The organism is Maricaulis sp. B-26, assembly GCF_056857855.1.
On sequence record NZ_JBSXNX010000023.1, the window covers coordinates 78,815 to 97,685 of the forward strand.

Annotated in this window: 19 protein-coding genes and 1 tRNA gene; 10 read left to right on the forward strand and 10 right to left on the reverse strand. The window is 64.9% G+C overall.

Annotated elements, in window-relative coordinates:
- The first annotated feature begins 36 nt into the window (after positions 1 to 36).
- Entirely contained in the window at positions 37 to 1,437 is a 1,401-nt protein-coding gene (locus AC13HB_RS09735; protein WP_482949554.1) for a cytochrome P450, read from the forward strand.
- Here AC13HB_RS09735 and AC13HB_RS09740 read toward each other — a convergent pair.
- Together AC13HB_RS09740 and AC13HB_RS09745 are read right to left on the reverse strand one after the other, a co-directional pair.
- On the reverse strand, positions 1,397 to 2,998 hold the full coding sequence (locus AC13HB_RS09740) for a lysine--tRNA ligase (protein ID WP_482949555.1): 1,602 nt from the start codon (positions 2,996 to 2,998) through the stop codon (positions 1,397 to 1,399). The genes AC13HB_RS09735 and AC13HB_RS09740 overlap by 41 nt on opposite strands.
- A gap of 174 nt (positions 2,999 to 3,172) precedes the next feature.
- Positions 3,173 to 3,856 carry a hypothetical protein gene (locus AC13HB_RS09745; RefSeq protein ID WP_482949556.1) on the reverse strand — a complete coding sequence of 228 codons (684 nt, stop codon included), beginning with the start codon at positions 3,854 to 3,856 and terminating at the stop codon, positions 3,173 to 3,175.
- A 302-nt stretch (positions 3,857 to 4,158) separates the two neighbouring features.
- On the opposite strand from AC13HB_RS09745, the gene AC13HB_RS09750 reads away from it, so the two are divergent.
- The 4 genes from AC13HB_RS09750 to AC13HB_RS09765 are packed head-to-tail and all read left to right on the forward strand — an operon-like array spanning position 4,159 to position 7,824.
- Complete coding sequence (locus AC13HB_RS09750; protein WP_482949557.1) at positions 4,159 to 4,821, forward strand: TetR/AcrR family transcriptional regulator; 663 nt, start codon at positions 4,159 to 4,161, stop codon at positions 4,819 to 4,821.
- A complete protein-coding gene (locus AC13HB_RS09755; RefSeq protein ID WP_482949558.1) occupies positions 4,821 to 5,780 on the forward strand; it encodes an HlyD family secretion protein in 960 nt (319 codons plus the stop codon). Before AC13HB_RS09750 ends, AC13HB_RS09755 begins: the two co-directional genes overlap by 1 nt.
- Complete coding sequence (locus AC13HB_RS09760; RefSeq protein WP_482949559.1) at positions 5,777 to 6,721, forward strand: ABC transporter ATP-binding protein; 945 nt, start codon at positions 5,777 to 5,779, stop codon at positions 6,719 to 6,721. The genes AC13HB_RS09755 and AC13HB_RS09760 overlap by 4 nt, the downstream gene beginning before the upstream one ends.
- Positions 6,718 to 7,824 (forward strand): ABC transporter permease, encoded by a 1,107-nt coding sequence (locus AC13HB_RS09765; protein WP_482949560.1) that lies wholly within the window; start codon positions 6,718 to 6,720, stop codon positions 7,822 to 7,824. Before AC13HB_RS09760 ends, AC13HB_RS09765 begins: the two co-directional genes overlap by 4 nt.
- Here AC13HB_RS09765 and AC13HB_RS09770 read toward each other — a convergent pair.
- The 4 genes from AC13HB_RS09770 to AC13HB_RS09785 all read right to left on the reverse strand — a co-directional run bounded on the left by AC13HB_RS09770 (position 7,821) and on the right by AC13HB_RS09785 (position 9,479).
- The gene (locus AC13HB_RS09770) at positions 7,821 to 8,027 is read right to left on the reverse strand and encodes a helix-turn-helix transcriptional regulator (protein WP_482949561.1); all 207 of its coding nucleotides are present in this window, start codon (positions 8,025 to 8,027) and stop codon (positions 7,821 to 7,823) included. The two genes, AC13HB_RS09765 and AC13HB_RS09770, sit on opposite strands and share 4 nt — an antisense overlap.
- Entirely contained in the window at positions 8,024 to 8,434 is a 411-nt protein-coding gene (locus AC13HB_RS09775; RefSeq protein ID WP_482949562.1) for a hypothetical protein, read from the reverse strand. The genes AC13HB_RS09770 and AC13HB_RS09775 overlap by 4 nt, the downstream gene beginning before the upstream one ends.
- Positions 8,431 to 8,688 (reverse strand): hypothetical protein, encoded by a 258-nt coding sequence (locus tag AC13HB_RS09780; protein WP_482949563.1) that lies wholly within the window; start codon positions 8,686 to 8,688, stop codon positions 8,431 to 8,433. The genes AC13HB_RS09775 and AC13HB_RS09780 overlap by 4 nt, the downstream gene beginning before the upstream one ends.
- A 152-nt stretch (positions 8,689 to 8,840) precedes the next feature.
- Positions 8,841 to 9,479 (reverse strand): peroxiredoxin, encoded by a 639-nt coding sequence (locus AC13HB_RS09785; RefSeq protein WP_482949564.1) that lies wholly within the window; start codon positions 9,477 to 9,479, stop codon positions 8,841 to 8,843.
- 120 nt (positions 9,480 to 9,599) lie between these two features.
- Here AC13HB_RS09785 and AC13HB_RS09790 point away from each other — a divergent pair, with 120 nt between their 5' ends.
- The 3 genes from AC13HB_RS09790 to AC13HB_RS09800 all read left to right on the forward strand — a co-directional run bounded on the left by AC13HB_RS09790 (position 9,600) and on the right by AC13HB_RS09800 (position 11,888).
- Positions 9,600 to 10,082: a SixA phosphatase family protein gene (locus tag AC13HB_RS09790; RefSeq protein WP_482949565.1), complete on the forward strand. Its 483-nt coding sequence runs from the start codon at positions 9,600 to 9,602 to the stop codon at positions 10,080 to 10,082.
- A gap of 87 nt (positions 10,083 to 10,169) precedes the next feature.
- Complete coding sequence (locus AC13HB_RS09795; RefSeq protein ID WP_482949566.1) at positions 10,170 to 11,645, forward strand: glycosyltransferase; 1,476 nt, start codon at positions 10,170 to 10,172, stop codon at positions 11,643 to 11,645.
- Positions 11,646 to 11,666: 21 nt separating this feature from the next.
- The gene (locus AC13HB_RS09800) at positions 11,667 to 11,888 is read left to right on the forward strand and encodes a hypothetical protein (protein WP_482949567.1); all 222 of its coding nucleotides are present in this window, start codon (positions 11,667 to 11,669) and stop codon (positions 11,886 to 11,888) included.
- A gap of 16 nt (positions 11,889 to 11,904) precedes the next feature.
- Here the strand turns inward: AC13HB_RS09800 and AC13HB_RS09805 are convergent, their stop codons facing one another.
- Positions 11,905 to 13,818, reverse strand: coding sequence for an alpha/beta hydrolase family protein (locus AC13HB_RS09805; protein ID WP_482949568.1), 1,914 nt, complete (start codon positions 13,816 to 13,818; stop codon positions 11,905 to 11,907).
- Between the two features lie 207 nt (positions 13,819 to 14,025).
- On the opposite strand from AC13HB_RS09805, the gene AC13HB_RS09810 reads away from it, so the two are divergent.
- Positions 14,026 to 14,973 (forward strand): peptidase, encoded by a 948-nt coding sequence (locus AC13HB_RS09810; protein ID WP_482949569.1) that lies wholly within the window; start codon positions 14,026 to 14,028, stop codon positions 14,971 to 14,973.
- A gap of 7 nt (positions 14,974 to 14,980) precedes the next feature.
- Here the strand turns inward: AC13HB_RS09810 and AC13HB_RS09815 are convergent.
- From AC13HB_RS09815 to AC13HB_RS09825, 3 genes are all read right to left on the reverse strand, one after another.
- A tRNA-Gly gene (locus tag AC13HB_RS09815) sits at positions 14,981 to 15,054 on the reverse strand.
- 113 nt (positions 15,055 to 15,167) lie between these two features.
- Positions 15,168 to 17,102, reverse strand: coding sequence for an alpha/beta hydrolase family protein (locus tag AC13HB_RS09820; protein ID WP_482949570.1), 1,935 nt, complete (start codon positions 17,100 to 17,102; stop codon positions 15,168 to 15,170).
- A 167-nt stretch (positions 17,103 to 17,269) separates the two neighbouring features.
- Complete coding sequence (locus tag AC13HB_RS09825; protein ID WP_482949571.1) at positions 17,270 to 18,289, reverse strand: 2'-deoxycytidine 5'-triphosphate deaminase; 1,020 nt, start codon at positions 18,287 to 18,289, stop codon at positions 17,270 to 17,272.
- Between the two features lie 166 nt (positions 18,290 to 18,455).
- On the opposite strand from AC13HB_RS09825, the gene apaG reads away from it, so the two are divergent.
- Positions 18,456 to 18,848: a Co2+/Mg2+ efflux protein ApaG gene (gene apaG, locus AC13HB_RS09830; protein ID WP_482949717.1), complete on the forward strand. Its 393-nt coding sequence runs from the start codon at positions 18,456 to 18,458 to the stop codon at positions 18,846 to 18,848.
- Positions 18,849 to 18,871: the final 23 nt, after the last annotated feature.

Below are 18,871 nucleotides of genomic sequence, written 5' to 3' on the forward strand. Positions count from 1 at the left end.
CGCACTAGCTTGCGGTCAAAGACAAGGAATGGCGCAATGAACCAGGTCTTCCGGCCGCCCAAACCGCCCTATGCCGTTTATAGCGGTATCGGCAAGCTGACGCCGTCGGATTACTGGACCTATTTTTCCGCCATGCGGCGCAATCCGCTGGAGATCTGGGGCGAGCACCATTTCTCGATCCGGCTCGCGCCCTTCCGCTTTCTCGGCCGCTCCAGCCTGATCATCAACGATCCGGAAGTCATCCATCACTGTTTCGTTGCCAATGCCGGCAATTTCCGCATGAACAATCTGCGCCAGGCCGTGCTGCGGCCTTTCCTGCGCGACGGGCTGCTGACGGCGGAGGGCGAGACCTGGAAGACGGTGCGCAAGGCAGTGGCACCGGTTTTCACCCCGCGCCGCATCAATGCCTTCGCACCGCAGATCCGCGATATCTGCGAGACTGCCACGGCCGCATTCGAGGCGGTGGACGGCCGGACGATTTCTGCCTCCCACGCCATGATCGACCTGACCCTGGACGTGCTGATCGACACGCTGTTTTCCGGCGACGAGGCGCTCGACAAGGCCCGTTTCACGGCGGGCATCTGCGAACTGCTCGAACTGAGCGGCATCCCCCACCCCTTCGACCTCGCCCATCTGCCGGGCTGGATTCCGCGCATCGGCCAGGGAAAATCGCGACGGGTGATCGCCGATCTGCGCCGCCAGGTCGGGGCGGTGGCCGCGAGCCGCCGCGCCAGTCCCCGCGCCGCCGACGAGAGCCGTCCGCCGGACTTCCTCGACCTTCTCCTCGGCGCCGGGCTCGACGATACGGCCGTGATCGACAATCTCCTCACCTTCCTGGCCGCCGGACACGAAACGACCGCCCGCTCGTTGGCCTGGACGCTTTACCTGCTTTCGCGCGCACCGGACGTGCGCGACCGTCTGGAGGCCGAGCTGGACGCCGCCCCCCTGGAGACGACGGAGCCCGCACGCTGGAGCGAGGTGCTGCCGCTGACCGAAGCGGTGATCAAGGAAAGCCTGCGCCTCTACCCCTCCGCGCCCATGCTGGCGCGCACCTCGATCGAGTGGGACATGGTCGCCGGCCTGCCGGTGCCGGCCGGCACGGACGTGCTGGTCTCGACCTGGCTCCTGCACCGCCAGCGCGAGCTCTGGTCCGAGCCGGACGATTTCCGCCCCGAGCGCTTTATGGGCGAGGCGGGCGAGCGCATTCCGCGCCATGCCTACCTGCCCTTCGGCCTCGGTCCGCGCGTCTGCATCGGCGCGCGCTTCGCCATGATGGAGATGGTGATCGTGCTCGCCAGCCTGCTGCGCCGCGTGCGCTTCGACTTTGCCGGCCAGCGCGAACCGGTGCCGGTCATGAAGATCACGCTTCAGCCGGACACCGATCTGGAGATGCGCGTTACGCGTCGGCGAGGTCGCCGGCCAGCGCCTTCTCGATAAGCGCGATGGTCTCGGTGACGCCGTAGATCGCCACGAAGGAGCCGAAGCGCGGGCCCTGGGACTGACCGAGAAGGACTTCGTAGAGCGCCTTGAACCAGTCGCGCAGATTGTCGAATTCCTGCGTCTTTCCGGCCGCATAGACCTCGTCCATGATTTTCACTGCGTCGCGCTCGCCGGCATCCATCGCCTTGAGGCGCGCGAGCAGGTCTTCCATCGCCGCCCGCTCCTGCGCCGTCGGCGCGCGGAAGGCCTTGGTCGGCTCCACGAAGTCGGCGAAATACTGCACCGCGAAGCCGGCAAGATGGTCGAGCAGCGGATGGTTCTCCGGCGTCGCCCCTTCGACATAGCGGGCGATAAAGCCCCACATCACATCCGTCGAATGCGCGCTGGCCGCCGATGCGAGATTGAGCAGGAGCGCGAAGGAAATCGGCGATGACTCGGCCGGCGGATTGCCGGTGTGGATGTGCCAGACCGGATTTTCCAGCTTCTTGTCGGGCTCCTGGCTGCCATAGGCACCCAGATGCTGGAGATACTCGTCGACCGCCTTCGGGATGACGTCGAAATAGAGCTTCTTGGCGACCCGCGGCTTGACGAAATTATAATAGGCGAGGCTCTCCTGCGGAGCGTATTTCAGCCATTCCTCGACCGACAGGCCATTGCCCTTGGACTTGGAAATCTTCTCGCCCTTCTGGTCGAGGAAAAGCTCGTAGACGAATTGCGTCGGCGGCTCGGCGCCGAGGATCTTGCAGATGCGCGAATAGATCGGCGCATTGGTCTGGTGATCCTTGCCGAACATCTCGAAATCGACGCCCAGGGCGGCCCAGCGCATGCCGAAATCCGGCTTCCACTGCAGCTTCACATGACCGCCCGTGACCGGCAGCGTGGTTTCCGTACCGTCCTCGTCGTCGAAGGTGACCGTGCCGGCCGCGGCGTCGACGGCCTTCATCGGAACGTAGAGCACGCGGCCCGTCTTCGGCGAGATCGGCAGGAAGGGCGAATAGGTCGCCTGGCGCTCCTCGCCGAGCGTGGGCAGCATCACCTTCATGATGTCGTCATAGCGCTCGGCCGCGCGCTTGAGCATCGCGTCATAGGCGCCGGACTTGTAGAGCTCGGTCGCCGAGGCGAACTCGTACTCGAATCCGAAACTGTCGAGGAAGCCCTTCAGGCGGCTGTTCATGTGCGCGCCGAAACTGTCGTGCGTACCGAACGGGTCGGGCACTTGCGTCAGGGGCTCCTGCAGGTGCTGGTGCAGCATGTCCTGGTTGGGCAGATTGTCCGGCACCTTGCGCATGCCGTCCATATCGTCCGAAACGCAGATCAGCCTGGGCTCGTAGGCACCATCGGTGAGCACGTCGAAAGCGTGCAGAACCATGGTGGTTCGCACCACTTCGCCGAACGTCCCCATATGCGGCAGGCCGGAGGGGCCGTAGCCCGTCTCGAACACGACCGGTCCCGATTTTCGCCCCAGCTTGTCCAGACGCTTCTTCAGCAGGCGCGCTTGTTCGAACGGCCAGGCTTTCGCGTTTTGGGCAAGATCGGAGGACCTTTGGGTATCGGTCATGGGAGCGGATACTTTCCTGATGATGTGGACAATAATCCGCGCGAGGTAGAGGCGGACGCGCGACGGGTCAAGCTATAGCGCATGTATAGCCGGTATGACGCGGCGCGGCGGCTCAGAAAAAAGGGCGGAGCGCGCCGGCGCTCCGCCCCTGAGGCGATCGCCTGACCGGTTGGGTCAGGCGATGATGTCGATCAAGGGGTCTTCCGACCCACTGGTATCGATCGTCGGCTCGCCGGCCTCGACGAGCGAGGCCAGCATGGCCGTCTCGGCCGCCTCGGCAGTCGAGTCCGCAACGGTCGCATCCGCGACTCCGGCGGCTTCCGTCTCGACCGGGTCGGCTGTCCCGGCTGTCTCCGCAGCCCCGGCCTCGACCGGGGCTTCGGCCCCGGAGGCTTCCCCGACTGCCGGCGCAGGCTCGAAGGAGGCGCCGCTGGCGTTCGGGCTGCGATGGAGGAGACCGGTAATATTGGGCCGGTCATAGCCGTTTTCCTCCATGAAGCCGGCCAGCGCCGCGCGGTCGAGCCGCCCGTCCTCGCCGATCAATGTCGCCGCCGCTTCCTCTCCGAACATGCGCGTGATGTTCTCGGTCAGCTTCGCCGTGCGGGCATTGACCCGGTCGGCCCGGTCCTGCTGCAGACGATCGACGACGGCCGACATGTCGACCTCGCCCGACTCCGAAACAAGGCCCGATGCATCGGCACCGAACCGGTCATTCAGTCTGGCCTGGAATTCTTCACGGCCCGCTTTGCCGGACCGGGGTCCGGGCTCGGGGCGACTCGCGGTTTCTTCCGTCGAGGGCGGCATGCTTTTCATGCCGTAATGACCATGCACCGGCATGGTCTGTGTCTCGTCAATCATGGCGTCCCTCCTGCTAGAGGAGCGACCGGAGACCCTTGGACATGGTTTTCTTACGCATCCTGTGTTGACGATTGGTTAGCCATAAGGCGGCAGGCTCCCCGGGTGACACAGGCACCGTTTCCCCCGATCCGGATCTTTGTCGCACGCGGTGGAGGGCGAGCCGCCCACGAAGCGGCCGCACCCTTGGACAGGTAAAGCCCGGCTCCCCTCCCCGCAGCTTCCCCCGACATGCCCGACCTGTCTGCCCGCCCCGCGACAATCCGCCTCTTTTTAATGACTGACCGGTCAGTTATAAATGCGCCATGACCCGCACGACATCCAACTCCCCGCGACGGCGGCGACGGCCGGACGCCCGCCCCGACGAAATCCTCGACGCTGCGCTGGACATCTTTTCCCGCGACGGATTCGCCGCTGCCAGGGTAGAGGACATAGCGGCCGCAGCCGGGCTCTCGAAAGGCGCGGTCTATCTCTACTTCCCTTCCAAGGAGGCCATGCTGAACGCCCTGGTCGAGCGCTCCGCCGGCACTCTGGCCCGATCCGCAGACGCGATGGTCGCCGCCGGAGCGCCGGATGATCCCGAAGGCGCACTGCGAGGCCTGCTCCGACTGCTTTTCGGCGCCCTCGCAGACCCGAAAATCTCAGCTGCACCGCGTCTGGTCCTGGCCGAAGCGGGCCGCTTCCCCGAGATCGCGGAATATTATCGCACGCATGTGCTGGACATTGCCCGAGGTGCCATCACGGCACTCCACTCGGCCGGGGTCGAAGCAGGAAAATTCCGCGCCGTGGATTCAGACGCCCTGATGCGCCTCATCGCCGGCCCGGGGCTCGCCCATATGGCACTGACTTCCATTTTCGCCTTCCCGCCAGCCACGCTGACCGAGCCTGAAGCCATGGCCGATGCCATTGCGGACCTGCTCCTGGAGGGCCTGCGTCCGCGACCGGCCCTGAACGCCGGAGAGACATGATGACGGGCAGCACCAGACCCGGCGGCGTGATCGCCGCACTCGCCCTGACCTTCGCGCTTGCCGCTTGCAGCGATGAACCCGAAGGCACCCTTTACGGCTATGCCGATGGCGACTTCGTCACGCTCGCCATGGAAATACCGGGCCGCATCGTGGAAACCGGACCGGTCGAGGGCGAGCCTGTCCTGGCCGGCGACCGGGTCGCACGGCTCGACGCCACGGACCAGCAGGCCGCCGTCGCCGCGGCCGAGGCCCGCCTTGCCGCGGCGACAGCCCGGTTCGACGACGCCGCAGCCGGCGCCCGGAGCCCCGAGATCGCGGCAGCCCGTGACCAGCTGGACCAGGCGCAGGCCGCCGCCCGGGACGCAGGCGACACGCTTGCACGTACGGTCGACCTGTTCGCAGCCGGTCATGTCAGCCAGGCCCGGCTCGACCAGGTTCGCGCTGCAGCGAATGCGGCTACGGCGCGCGAAGCGGAAATGCGCGAGCGACTGAACCTGATCCGGCTTCCGGCCCGCGAACACCAGCTTGCGGCGCTCCAGGCCGAAGTTTCCGCCGCGGCCGCAGAGCTGGACCGCGCCCGGCACGGGCTCGCCCGGACAGATCTCCACGCCCCGGCCGATGGCGTTATCCACCGCCAGATCCGCTATGAAGGCGAGATCGCGGGGCCGGCCGCGCCGGTGTATGCCCTCCTGCCGGCCGGTGCCGTGCACGCAGTGCTGTTTATCCCGGAGGCACAATTGCAGGCCTTTCCCGCCGGCACACGCCTTTCGGTAAGCTGCGACGGATGCGCCCCGGAACTTGCTGCGGTCATCGCAACGGTCGAGGCGGAGGCAGAGTTCACACCGCCGGTCATCTATTCCGATGCCATGCGGGAACGTCTCGTCTGGCGCGCCGAAGCGCATTTCGACGGCCGACCGCCCCTGCCAGGCACGCCCCTGCGGTTCGAGAGGGCGGAATGAACAGCGCGCCGCCATCCGGAGCGGAGCCGGCCATCGAGGTACGCGGACTGATCAAGCGGTTCGGCGACAAGACGGTCGTGGACGATTTCGACATGGCCGTACCCAAGGGCGCGATCTACGGCTTTCTCGGGCCCAACGGGTCGGGCAAGACGACCACGATCCGCATGATGTGCGGCCTGCTCCGGCCCGATGGCGGCGGCGGCACCGCGCTTGGCTTCGACATTCGCACCCAGAGCCGGGCCATCAAGTCCCGCGTCGGTTACATGACCCAGCGCTTTTCGCTCTATGGCGATCTGACGGTGCGAGAGAATCTGACCTTCATGGCGCGCCTCCACGCGCTTCCGCATCCACGAGCGCGTGTGGAAGAGGCGCTGGAGGAATACGAGCTGGGTCCGCGTGCCGGACAACTGGCCGACACGCTCTCCGGCGGCTGGAAACAGCGCCTCGCGCTTGCAGCCGCTTCCCTGCACCATCCGGGCCTGCTGCTTCTCGACGAACCCACGGCAGGCGTGGACCCCAAGGCACGGCGCGATTTCTGGGACCGCATTCGCCGGCTCGCGCGCGCCGGCGTCACCGTCCTGGTGTCGACGCACTACATGGATGAGGCGGTGCAGTGCGATTACATCGCCTTCATCGCGTACGGCCGCAAACTGATCGATGCGCCGGCCACGGAAATCCCCGACCGGGTGGGGCTCACGACCTGGCGCATCGAGGGCAAAGGACTATTGCCGGTCTATGACGCCCTGGACGGCGCCCCCGGCGTCGACCAGATCGCCCGCTTCGGCTCGGCCATACACGTATCCGGCCGCGATGCCGGCCTGCTGGAAAAAACCGTCCTGCAATGGCGCGGGCAGGACGGGCTGAGCGTCGAAAAGGCCCGCACGGGTCTGGAAGAAGCCTTCATCTGGCTGATGACCGGCGCGCAGGACAATTTCACATGAACAGCCTTGCCCGCATTCTCGCCATTCTCGGCAAGGAGTTCATACAGATGCTCCGCGACCGGCTGACATTCGGGATGATGGTCGGCATCCCCGTCATGCAGCTTCTGCTTTTCGGCTATGCGATCAATACCGATCCGCGCCATCTGCCGACCCTTGTCGAGATGGGCGACACCGGACCGGCAAGCCGGGCCATCGTACAGGCCATGGAGACCTCCGGCTATTTCGACATCATCGGGACGGTCGGTCCGGGCGAGCCTGCGGGAGAGGCCCTTCGGCAAGGCGAAGCGGCCTTCATCCTGACCATACCACCCGGTTTCGAACGGGACTTCGCGCGCGGCGACAGACCCCAGCTCCTGCTGGATGTCGACGCGTCCGATCCGGTTGCCGCGAGCGCCGGAACGGGGGCTTTCGCGCCACTCGTGCAGGAAGCTCTCGAACCGCTGACAGGGTCTCGCGCGCCGCCGGTCGAAACGATCGTGCACCGTCGATACAACCCGGCGGGCACCACTGCGCTGAACATCGTTCCGGGACTGCTCGGGATCATTCTCACCATGACGATGGCGATGATGACGTCGATCGCTCTGACGCGCGAAGCCGAGCGAGGCACGCTCGAGGCGCTTCTGGCGACACCCGTCCGCCCGCATGAAGTCATGGCCGGGAAGATCAGCCCCTATGTCCTGGTCGGCTTCATCCAGGTCATCATCATGCTGGCGGGCGCTCGCTTCCTGTTCGGCGTGCCGTTTCTCGGTTCACCGCCGGCCTTTCTGGCCGCGGTATCCCTCTTCATTCTCGTCAATCTGGCGCTGGGTTTCCTCTTCTCGACCTTCGCGCGCAGCCAGATGCAGGCCATGCAGCTGACCTTTTTCGCCTTCCTGCCGTCGATCCTGCTGTCCGGCTTCATGTTTCCCTTTGCCGCCATGCCCGGCTGGGCACAGGCGATCGGGCAGGTCATACCGGCGACGCATTTCATCCGCGCAGTCCGGGCGATCATGCTGAAAGGGGCCGGCCCGGCCGATGTCTGGCCGGACCTCTGGCCGCTGGCGGCGATCTTTGCCGTCATCGCCTCTGTGGCGATGATCCGATATCGAAGAACGCTGGACTAGCTCTCCGTCGGTTCCTCGTCGTCGAAGATCGCCTCGATCGGCAATTCGAACAGGCGCCCGATCTTGAAGGCGAGCGGGAGGGAGGGATCGTATTTCCCGTTCTCCAGCGCGTTCACGGTCTGGCGCGAGACCGCCAGCCGGTCCGCGAGGACCTGCTGGCTCCAGCCACGCTCGGCGCGGAGGTCCCGAAGGCGGTTCCTCATCGCACCCGCGCCTGCTGGAAGATCGCCGCCACGCTGTGCGCAAGGGCCGCGATCGGCAGCAGCATCGCCATGTTGAGCGGCTCCATCACCCCATAAATCTCCGCCACGCCGAAGACGGCACCTGCCAGCAGCATCACCAGGGCGGAGAAGGCCGCGGCCCTGATCTGGAACCGCGCCAGCATCTCGTCGATGGAGCGGACATAATGCACCACTTCCCAGCCATAGAGCAGAAGGGGCAGGCAGGTGAGGCCGACCAGCGGCCAGGCGGCGGACGCGCTCCAGTCATTGCGCGACGGGTCGATCAGCTTGTCGATAGCGACCACGAGACCGGTAAAGACCAGCATCAGCGTCATTGTCCGCCAGGCATAGCGCCGCAGGGTGCGGGCCTGCTTTTCCGTATGGCTCATCCTTCACCCCGCGTGCCGGCGCGCGCCAGAAGGACGCCGATCCGGGCCAGGGCCATCACGCCGAGAATGAAAGCGGTCAGGGCGCCCATCTTGATACCGGCCGGCATGCCGGCAAGCGCCGAGCGGACCGGGTCGATGAGGGCCGAGCCAAAGGTCACCGCGGCAATGGAGGCGAAGAAAACCACGGCAAACAGGGCCAGCGAGACCAGCGTCGGCGTTGCGCCTTCCCGGTCCATCAGTTCGTGATCAGTCATGTCTGTCTCCCATGAAATGTAAAGCGTGCTTTACGATTTAATGTAAAGGAAACTTGTCGTCAAGCGTCCTTGACGTAGCGGACCGAAAAAGAAGGGGCCCCCGGCCGGGGACCCCTTCTTTTCGTCTCGGTCCGGAGACCGGAAACGACGCGTCAGACCTTGTTCGGCTGCTTGGTGACGCGAAGATAGGGCTTGATCTTGTTGTAGCCGGCCGGGAAGAGCTTGTCGGCTTCCTCGTCGGAGATCGACGGCACCACGATGACGTCCTGACCGTCTTCCCAGTTCACCGGCGTGGCGACCTTGTAGCCGTCGGTCAGCTGCAGGCTGTCGATGAGGCGGAGGACCTCGTTGAAATTCCGGCCGGCGCTCGGCGGGTAGGTAAAGGTCGCGCGGATCTTCTTGTTCGGATCGATGACATAGACCGAACGCACGGTGACCTTGGGGTCGCAGTTCGGGTGCAGCATCTCATAGAGATGGCTGACCTTCTGGTCGGTGTCCGCGATGATCGGGAAGTTCATCGTGACGCCCTGCGTCTCCTCGATGTCCTTGATCCAGGCATTGTGATCCTCGGCGCTGTCCACGGACAGGGCGATGGCTTTCACATTGCGCTTGGCGAACTCGTCCTTGAGCTTCGCGGTGAAGCCCAGCTCGGTCGTGCAGACCGGCGTGAAATCGGCCGGGTGAGAGAAGAACACGACCCAGTTGTCGCCAATCCAGTCGTGAAAACTGATCTGGCCTTCATTGGTTTCGGCATCAAAATTCGGGGCAGTATCGCCCAGCAGCAGACCCATGACTTTCTCCTCGGTTCAAATCAGACGGCAAACGCTCTACCACTAGGTGCGCGTTGCTCCGGAGGATTGCAAGACCGTTCCGGAACGCGTTGCACAGACATGAACATTCCGGACGGCCCGATGACGACGACCCTGATTCTGATGCGCCATGCAAAGGCGGTAGACCGGCTCGAAGCCGAAGACGATTTCCAGCGCGGCCTGACCTCGCGCGGCCGGGCCGACAGTGCCGCCATCGCGGACAAGCTGGAGGCCATGGGGATTCGGGCGGACATCGCCCTCGTCTCGCCGGCCTGGCGCACGCGCCAGACCTTCGACCAGCTCATTCCCGGGATCGGCACTCCGAGCCTGGACGATCCGATGGCGCTCTATCACGCCTCCACGGACATGCTCGAACGGGCTGCGCTCGATGTCCTGCCCCGGGCGGGCTGCGTGCTGATGGTCGGCCATAATCCGGGCATTGGCGGCTTTGCTCACAAGCTGGCCCGGAACTGCGACGCACGCTCGCAGATGCCCTCGGGCTATCCGACCGCGACAGCCTGCGTCTTCGAGCTTTCAAACGGCTCGCTGGACGACCCGCATCTCATCGCCGCCCTCACGCCCTGACTTCAGAAGCACCGGACTCGCTCTTCGGTTGCATTCATGCTTTCCTGCACGGAACCGGCTTTGGGTCCGGCCCGGGAGGAGACTGTCATGGACGGGATGCAGTGGGGCGAGGCAGAGCCTGCGCGGGGTCGTGCGACAGGCCCGCAGCAGGGTGGGAGCGATACCGGTCTGCGCGCGCGGCTCTGGGCCGAACAGGCGGCGAACGGGCTGTTCAGGCGCACGCCGGTCCAGAGCGCCCGGCAGGCCTGGCCGGGCTGGCTCCAGGGTATGACCGTCGCACTCGCCGCCGGATGGCTGACGGCTCTCGCCGCTGGCCCCTCCATCACCACGCTCTGGACGCTCAGTGCGGTCGCGCCCGTCTTTCTGGCTCTTACCGCCCTTAGACTGGCCGCCACCCTGATGCCGCCGCAATGGGCGCCGCGTGTCCGCCTGCAGGACGCCGACCTCCCGCAGGCGAGCCTGCTCGTCGCGCTCCATGATGAAGCCGTCATGCTGCCCCAGCTCGCCAGCGCGCTCCGGGCGATCGACTACCCGGCCGAGAAGCTCGAAATCATGCTGGTCCTAGAGGCTCATGACGCCGCGACCCAAGACGCCGCCCGTACGCTGGAGGCCGATCCGCGTTTTCGCATCGTCATCGTCCCGCCCGGCGGACCGCGGACCAAGCCGCGTGCGCTCAACTACGCGCTGAGACATTGCACCGGCGAGATCGTGGTCGTGCACGATGCGGAGGACCGCCCGCATCCCTCTCAATTGAGAGCCGCGGCGGAAAGCTTCGCCGGCGGCGGGCCGCGTCTGGCCTGCCTGCAGGCTCCATTGAACTGGTACAACCGCGAGGAGTGCTGGCTGACCCGACAGTTCGCCCTGGAATACGCCGCCCAGTTCCACGCCCTGCTCCCGCTCTACAACCGGATGGGCTGGCCACTCCCGCTGGGCGGAACCAGCAATTATTTCGATACCGCCATTTTGCGCCGGATCGGCGGCTGGGATGCGTGGAATGTAACCGAGGACGCGGATCTCGGGCTTCGCCTGCACCGGGCAGGCTATGTCAGCGGTCTGATCGAACCGGCGACGATGGAAGAAGCCCCGATCACGCTGCGCGCCTGGATTTGCCAGCGGACGCGCTGGATTAAGGGACATGCCCAGACCGTGGGCGTCCATGCGCGCCAGGCCACGGCCGCCCAGCCATCCCGGATCGCGCTCGCTCTCACCCTCGGCGCCGCCGTCGCATCGGCACTGTTTCACCTGCCGCTGATCGGCCTGGGCGTGGCAGCGCTCATTACCAGCGACGCCTCACCGCTCTTCCTGCCGCTTTTCGTCTGCGGGCTCGCCAGCGGCTATATCGCCGCCATGTTGTGCGCGGCCACGGGCATGCGCCGAGCAGGGCTGACCGCGCGCTGGTCCGACGTAATCACCATGCCGGCCTATTGGGTGCTGCAGGCGCCCGCCGCAGTGCGGGCCCTGTATCAACTGGTGAGAACGCCTTATGTGTGGGAGAAGACGCAGCACGGCGTCAGCGCGATGACCCGTAGCGAACTGTCCGGGGACCGCGCCGGCGACCCGTGACGCGCCAATCGCCGGGACGCCATGTATCTTTCACTGACCGCGACGCTGCTGGCCCTGGGCCTGGTAATCGCCCTCTTCTTCGTCGCCCGCTGGCGCGCCGGTCAACCGGTCCGCCCTGAAAAAGGGCCGCGCCTTATTCCCTGGACGATGATCGCCGTGGCATGCGGCGCGGTGGGCGTCATCCTGATCGCCCACCTCGCCGAACTGGCCGGCATGGATCTTTCCAGCCGGCCTCGCCTCTGACATCGGCAGAACCCGGTCAGTCGACCGGGAAGTGCTCCTGCAGGAAGTCGGTGCTCTCCTGCAGCAGGCGCGTCCGGGATTCCACCGTCCGCAGATAGTGGTCCTCGTCCGGGAGCAGGACCATCTCGACGTCATGGCGTGACCCGATGGCATTGCGCAGCAATCGAAGCTGACCTTCCGGAACGGTCACGTCGTTCTCGCCATGAATGGCGAGTACCGGCATCGTCAGTTCCGAGGCGCGGTCGACCGGCGTGATCTCGACCCGATAATCGGTATCGCTGAACCGGCTGCCCATATACTGCTCCCAGTAACGCGTCTCCGTTTCGAGCTGGGAGGGATCGGCCAGCATGGAGAACGGGTCGGTGACGCCCGCGAAAGAGATCACGCACGCCACGCGCTCGCTGTCCCGCAGCCCCATCATGAAGGCGGCATAACCCCCGTAACTGGCACCGGCGACGCAGTATTCGCCGTCACGGGCGAGGCCTTCCTGCTGCAGGAAACTCGCACCATCGATCATGTCGTCGATCATGCGCGTGCCGAAGCCGCCATAGCCGGCCTCGATGAAGGCCGCGCCATATCCGGATGATCCGCGGAAATTCGGGTGAAGCACGACATAGCCGAGCTGGGCATAGTGCGCTGCCCACCAGTCGAAACGCGCGGTGTCGCGGGCCTGCGGTCCGCCGTGCGGCATGACGATGAGCGGGAAGGGACCGTCCTCCAGGCTCGCCCCCGGAGGCAATGTAACATAGGCCGGGATGACCTCCCCGTCGGAGGCTTCGTAGGACAGGGGTTCGCGGCGCGGAATGACCATGCCCTCCGGCACGGCCATTTCCGTATCCAGCAGTCCGAGCCCGCCGGTCGTCAGGTCGAGGAAATAGTAATTGGCCGGCATGCCCGGATCGCGCCCCACGACGACCAGCTTGTTCCGGTCCGCGGACCAGCTGATGATCCGGACGGACTCCTCGGTCAGAATCTGTTCGAGCTCGGCCTTGAGACCGGCCAGTTCCTCATCGATGAAAATCTGCCCTCCGAGATGATTGGTATAGCTGAACCCGACGAGTTCGGCCGCATATTCGTCGATGATCGGCACCGTACGGGACACGCTGATCTCGCCGATCTGGAACTCCGAAAGTTCACCCGTATCCAGATCAAGGCGCCGCAACCCGGTCCCCGGAATCCAGATGGCCAGCCCGGACTGGGAGCCCGCAAAACCGTAGATATAAGGGGCATCGGCCGGAAAGCGCGCTTCATAGACGAGCCGGTCGCTTTGGCGGACGTCGTACAGGGCATAGCGGCCGCTTTCTGCATCGCGACGGACTTCGACGATGGTTTCCCCTTCCGGTGTCAAGACATATCCGGAGGTCGACGTCCCCGAACGCTCGAGCCGCCGGGCCCTGTCTCCGGTATCCAGATCCATCTCATAGACAACCGTGCCGAAATCGCCCCGATTGCCAAGCCGACTGCCCGTATTCGGGCGGTCATCGAGCTGGTAGGTGATTTCGACCGCAACCCGGTCGTCCCGGTCGGTCAGGCTCGAAATGATATCCGTCTGGGCCATCAGCAGGGCCGACCGGCCCGTTTCCAGCGAATAGGCGATCGGCTGGCTGAAATCGATATTCCGCCGTCCGGAGGAGGTCGCAATGTTCTGGACACTGGAAACCCGGTAGATCAGATGCGTCGAACTCGGCCAGTAGAAGCCCGACATATGGCCGCCATCGGGAGGCGGTATGACGAGCGCGCCGGTTGCGCCGGTCAGGTCGTAGATGCAGATGGCGCGCTCGCCCGCCGGGCTGCAGCCCGTGGCGAGACGATTGCCGTCGGGCGAGACGGCCGCATCCCAGATCCGCGGCATGGCCGCATAGGTGTCGATTTGTGCGAGGCCCGTGCCGGTCAGCACAAGCGATGCGATTGAAGCAAACAGAACGCGCATATGTCCCCCTCGGACAGCAGTCCAATACAACTGTGGCGCGTAGCGTTCACGCCGCCGCTGCCAGGGTCAAGGGCCGTGCTCCACGGAAGGGTCGAATGCCCGGAAATGCGTTCCTGTAGTCAAGAAACGAAACTAAACCTTGGCCACGCGCGCGAGTGAGCTAGGCTTGTCCGCATTGGTTCGAGCTAAGCAGATACGGGGGGAACCATGCTCTCATCCACGATCCGCGGCCTGGCCGCTCTGGCCGCCATCGCCACGACTGCCGCCGTCGGCGCCCAGGACTACACGCAACCGCCGTCCTTCGGGTCTGTGCGGCTGAACGCCGGCTTCCTGCCGGACCCGCATGTCCGCAACCTGACCGCCGGAGGCGCGATCCGCGCCGCGGATGCGGTCTCCAGCAGCTGCCGCGGCTATATCGCCAATGCGCCGGACTACTCGGTCTACTACACTGCCGGCAGCGCGCCGCTCTTCCTGTCCGTCGATTCCGACCGCGATACCACGCTGGTCGTGAACGGACCGGACGGCCGCTGGTATTGCGACGACGATGGCGGCGACGAGCCGCTCAACCCGCTGCTTTCCTGGTCGAACCCGCAATCGGGCCGCTACGACATCTGGGTCGGCACCTATTCGAGCGGATCCGGCGCGCCGGCCACGCTCTACGTCTCGGAAATCGGAGAGTTCACACGCGAAACCGCCTATTCCGGCGGTGTTTCCAGCGCTGCCGGAGTCGATATTTCCGCGCCGGCCATATACGGGAATTTCTCGCTCAATGGCGGCTTCCTGCCCGATCCCTGGCAACGCAATCTGACCGCAGGCGGCACCATTCGCGCCGCCAATGCGGTGTCGAGTACCTGCCGCGGCTACATCACCAACGCGCCGAGTTTCCAGATGAGCTATAACGGCAGCGGCCCGCTCTACATCTACACCGAGGGCAGCACGGACACGACACTGGTGGTGAACGGTCCGGACGGCCGCTGGCACTGCAATGACGACGAGATCGGCACCGATGCCGGCCTCGCATTCCACTCCGGCGTCAGCGGCGTGTACGACATCTATGTCGGCACCTATGGCAGCTCGCGGGCGAATACCACGCTACGGGTCTCGGAAATCTCGATGGGCTACGCGCCGGGCGGCAAATCCAACGACGCCGAATAGGGAGCCATGGAGCGGGTGAAGGGAATCGAACCCTCGTCGTAAGCTTGGGAAGCTTCTGCTCTACCATTGAGCTACACCCGCCTCGCGCCGCCAGCTTATACGCAAGTTTCGCCGCACGGGAAGCGCGGACTTGCAGAACAATAAAAAGGGCCGGTCATTGCGACCGGCCCTTTTGACATGCGACTTCGCGCTCGCTACTCCGCCGGGTCGGGCGGGTTGTGCTCGAGCAGGAAGCGTTCGAGATTGGTGTAGAGCTCGCGCACATTGTCCACCGTCATCCGGTAGGACTGGTGCGGGCCGTCCTCGATCGCGACCAGCTCGTAGGGCTTGCCTGCAGCTTCCATGGCTTCCGCCATGATCTCGGCCTGCTCGAAAGGCACGATGAGATCGTCCGTGCCGTGCACGAGCATAAGCGGCGCCTGGACGTTCTGGGCCTGACGCGCCGGCGAAATGGCAATCATTTCGTCACGCTCCGCAACCCAGTCGCCGATATACTCGGCCCAGTAGGTAATGGATGCGCCACCGAAGCGGCCTTCCTCGTATTCCATCATGGCGAGGATGTCCGAAACCGGCGCACCGGCGATGATGCAGCGGTAGAGTTCAGGCGTGAGCGTGGCGCCCGCGAGCGCCGCATAGCCGCCATAGCTCCAGCCGAACAGGCAGACGCGATCCGGGTCGATGACGCCTGCATCGGCGAGGTGCGCAACGCCGTCACTGATATCGTCCTGCATGGCGCGGCCCCACTCGCCGTGAGCAGCGAGAATGAAGTCGCGTCCAAAGCCTTCCGATCCGCGGAACTGAGGCTGGAACACCGCATAGCCGCGAGACGCGAGGAATTGAGCCCATGGGTCGAAGCCGTAGAAGTCCCGCGCTTGCGGGCCGCCATGCGGCAGCATGACCAGCGGCAGGTCTTCGGCCTCGCGGCCCGGCGGCAAGGTGAGATAGCCGAAGAGGTCCATGCCGTCGCGCGCTTCGTATTGCACGATCTCGACCGGGGCGATCGCCTCGTCGGGAATCCGTTCATAGGCGGAGGAGAGCAAGACCATCTGTCCGGCGGCGCGGTCGAGCAGGTAGAAGGTGCTCGAGGTCTCGCCCCCTTCAACATTGACGACCAGTTTATTGAAGTCCGCATCCCAGCTCGAGATCGACACATTCGAAGCCGGGAAGAGTCCTTCGAGCTGCTGTTGCAACGCGGCGAAATCGGGATCGAAATATTCGGTCTGCGACCGCTCCTCATCCCAACTCACGCCGATGACGGCATTGGTCCGCCAGTCGCGGATGAAACTCCCCACGTCCGCCAGATCGGACTGCACGACGGGCCCTTCGATCTCGTTCGTCTCGAAATCGAAGCGGAAAACGGCGGAACGGTCGTCATTCACCCGGCTCGTGAAATAGCCATAGCGACCGGTGATATCGAGGCCGGCCATATTCGTCATGCGCCCGCTCCAGCGAGCGGAGGAGCGCGCACCGAACCGGAAGCGCTCGCGGGTCAGGTTCTCCGAATAGACCTTTTCCCAGCCATTTCCGTCTCGGTTCGACCAGAGTTCGAACTCGGAGCCGTCGAGCGTGTAGCGCACGACCGGCTCGTTCTCGGCGTTGAGAACATATGTATACCCGCCTTCACCGATAAAAACTCGATTCCGGGAGCGGTCATTGCGGAAACCCTGGCGGAAAATGCCCTGAGCACGCTGGACGTCGTCACCGCCGGACCGCGATCCACGATTATCCTGGATGACCGGCAGCCAGACGAGGAAGCCGTCAGGATCGTCCATGTCGCGATTGGCAATGGAGGCGTACTGATTCAGTTCCCAGTTCCGCTCCCCGTCAAAACGGATCACATAATTGCGGAACACGTCAGCGCGTTCGCCTTGTGCCGCCAGATTGCGCCGGTCCGAATAGGTCGCCACCAGATATTCGTCATTCAGCCAGCTGACAGATGCGAGGACCTGATCGTCGCCCGCATCGATCACATTCGTGCCTTCGCCCATCAGCGAATAGACGACGATACTGCGCTCTTCGCGGTTCTGGCCGGAAATGAAGACGATCCGCTCTCCGTTCGGCGAAATGCGAACCGAAGACATATTCGACATGGCGGCATAGTCGTCGATCGACGGGACCGGCTGCGCCATGGCCGCTCCTGTAAGCTGTGCCATGGCTGTTGCTGTAAATAGAATAGCGGCCAAAAGACCGAATACGCGGGACATACTCCCCTCCCCCTCAGAACGCGCGAGCTTGCTCGCTCGAAGGATCGAGGGTGACCGATCGAAGATCAAGACCAGAAATCAGCCGAAAGGCCTTATTCCATCCGGAAGAATTTCGAGAGCTTCAGGCTCTGGGCCTGGTAGTTCGAGGCCAGCATGCCGTAGGCGGTCGTCGGCCTTTCCTGCATCGGCTCGTAAACCAGGCGGGCGATGGCCTGGCCGTGTTCGAGGATGAAGGGCACGTCGCGGCCACGCACTTCCAGCACCGCGCGCGAGCCTGTTCCCCCCGCTTCGGCGACGCCGAAACCAGGGTCGAAGAAACCGGCATAATGCGCCCGGAACTCGCCGATCTCGGTCGCGATGGGCGCCATTTCGGCCGCCTGGTCGAGTCCGATCTTCACGGCTTCGCGGGAAGCGAGGATGTAGAACTCGCCGGGATCCAGGATCAGCCGACGGTCCGGCGCATGGAGCGGCTCCCAGAAGCGCGAGGCCGGATGCCCCCCGATACGCGACAGGTCCACAAGCCCGGAATGCCGCCGCGCGCGATACCCCACGATACCGTTTTCGAAACCGGCAAGGTCGACGCTCACCGTCAAATCGGTCACGGCTTCATGCGCGCCCTGCCGGAAGCGGATCTGACTCAGCCGGTCGCCCTCGCGGGCCAGAATGGAAAACGTGCACGGGCTGATCTCGGCATAGAGCGGACCCTCGTAATCCGGCGGCGCCTGGTCGAAAGCCTCACCATGATCGGTGATGACCCGGGTGAAGACGTCGATCCGCCCGGTCGAGCTCTTCGGGTTCATGGCGGCGCTCAGCCCGGCCGGCAATTTCAGACTCTCCTGCAGCGGAGCGAGATAGACGCAGCCCGTTTCCAGCACCGCACCGCCGCTCAGATCCACCGTGTGCATGACGAGATCGTCGTCGAGGCATTCGGCGACGGTGCGTCCCTTGCCCGGCAGGAAGCTCGCACGCATGCGCCAGGCCTTGTCACCAAGCCGGAGATCGATGCTGGCCGGCTGCACCTGGTCGTCCTGGGGCGGGCGATCGGCGATCACGACGCCGGCGTCGAACAGCTCGGCGAGGCGGTGGTCGGGCAGGATTCCGGTAGCGGACATGGGCACATCATCATCGTCTGATCGGGATGACGAGATGTCCAACATCCTGTCCCGCCTGTCCAGCCGCGCTGACCGTAGGGGGTTGAGCCGCAGGCGGCTCGGGCCGATGATGCCCGGATATGCGCCGGCCCGGGCTCCGGGCACGGCTGTCAGGCGGGATCGCAGCATGTACGAGCAGGAGAGCGGGGGCGTCCGCATCAGCGTCAGCCCCGACTATCTCGAGGACGAATCCGATCCGGAAGAGGGCCGCTATGTCTGGGCCTATACGGTCGAGATCGAGAATACCGGCGATGCCCCCGTCCAGCTGATGTCGCGCAAATGGGTCATCACCGACGCGCTCGGCCGGACCGAACACGTGCAGGGTCCCGGCGTGATCGGCGAACAGCCCGTGATCCAGCCGGGCGAGAGCTTCCGCTATACGAGCGGTGCCCCGCTGAGCACGCCCTCAGGCTTCATGACCGGCAGCTACGAGATGCGCCGCGACAATGGCGAGCACTTTGCGGCCGCCATTCCCGGCTTCTCGCTCGACAGGCCGTATGATCGTGTCCAGCTTCACTGATATCCGGCGCGTGACCGAACCGG

What these genes read in the sequence shown, in the direction of transcription:
- AC13HB_RS09785 (WP_482949564.1), bottom strand. Translation starts at nt 9,479, where the DNA reads ATGGGTCTGCTGCTGGGCGATACTGCCCCGAATTTTGATGCCGAAACC.
- apaG (WP_482949717.1), top strand. Translation starts at nt 18,456, where the DNA reads ATGTACGAGCAGGAGAGCGGGGGCGTCCGCATCAGCGTCAGCCCCGAC.
- AC13HB_RS09765 (WP_482949560.1), top strand. Translation starts at nt 6,718, where the DNA reads ATGAACAGCCTTGCCCGCATTCTCGCCATTCTCGGCAAGGAGTTCATA.
- AC13HB_RS09780 (WP_482949563.1), bottom strand. Translation starts at nt 8,688, where the DNA reads ATGACTGATCACGAACTGATGGACCGGGAAGGCGCAACGCCGACGCTG.
- AC13HB_RS09750 (WP_482949557.1), top strand. Translation starts at nt 4,159, where the DNA reads ATGACCCGCACGACATCCAACTCCCCGCGACGGCGGCGACGGCCGGAC.
- AC13HB_RS09790 (WP_482949565.1), top strand. Translation starts at nt 9,600, where the DNA reads ATGACGACGACCCTGATTCTGATGCGCCATGCAAAGGCGGTAGACCGG.
- AC13HB_RS09810 (WP_482949569.1), top strand. Translation starts at nt 14,026, where the DNA reads ATGCTCTCATCCACGATCCGCGGCCTGGCCGCTCTGGCCGCCATCGCC.
- AC13HB_RS09760 (WP_482949559.1), top strand. Translation starts at nt 5,777, where the DNA reads ATGAACAGCGCGCCGCCATCCGGAGCGGAGCCGGCCATCGAGGTACGC.
- AC13HB_RS09825 (WP_482949571.1), bottom strand. Translation starts at nt 18,289, where the DNA reads ATGTCCGCTACCGGAATCCTGCCCGACCACCGCCTCGCCGAGCTGTTC.
- AC13HB_RS09775 (WP_482949562.1), bottom strand. Translation starts at nt 8,434, where the DNA reads ATGAGCCATACGGAAAAGCAGGCCCGCACCCTGCGGCGCTATGCCTGG.
- AC13HB_RS09820 (WP_482949570.1), bottom strand. Translation starts at nt 17,102, where the DNA reads ATGGCGCAGCCGGTCCCGTCGATCGACGACTATGCCGCCATGTCGAAT.
- AC13HB_RS09800 (WP_482949567.1), top strand. Translation starts at nt 11,667, where the DNA reads ATGTATCTTTCACTGACCGCGACGCTGCTGGCCCTGGGCCTGGTAATC.
- AC13HB_RS09745 (WP_482949556.1), bottom strand. Translation starts at nt 3,856, where the DNA reads ATGATTGACGAGACACAGACCATGCCGGTGCATGGTCATTACGGCATG.
- AC13HB_RS09795 (WP_482949566.1), top strand. Translation starts at nt 10,170, where the DNA reads ATGGACGGGATGCAGTGGGGCGAGGCAGAGCCTGCGCGGGGTCGTGCG.
- AC13HB_RS09755 (WP_482949558.1), top strand. Translation starts at nt 4,821, where the DNA reads ATGACGGGCAGCACCAGACCCGGCGGCGTGATCGCCGCACTCGCCCTG.
- AC13HB_RS09770 (WP_482949561.1), bottom strand. Translation starts at nt 8,027, where the DNA reads ATGAGGAACCGCCTTCGGGACCTCCGCGCCGAGCGTGGCTGGAGCCAG.
- AC13HB_RS09740 (WP_482949555.1), bottom strand. Translation starts at nt 2,998, where the DNA reads ATGACCGATACCCAAAGGTCCTCCGATCTTGCCCAAAACGCGAAAGCC.
- AC13HB_RS09735 (WP_482949554.1), top strand. Translation starts at nt 37, where the DNA reads ATGAACCAGGTCTTCCGGCCGCCCAAACCGCCCTATGCCGTTTATAGC.
- AC13HB_RS09805 (WP_482949568.1), bottom strand. Translation starts at nt 13,818, where the DNA reads ATGCGCGTTCTGTTTGCTTCAATCGCATCGCTTGTGCTGACCGGCACG.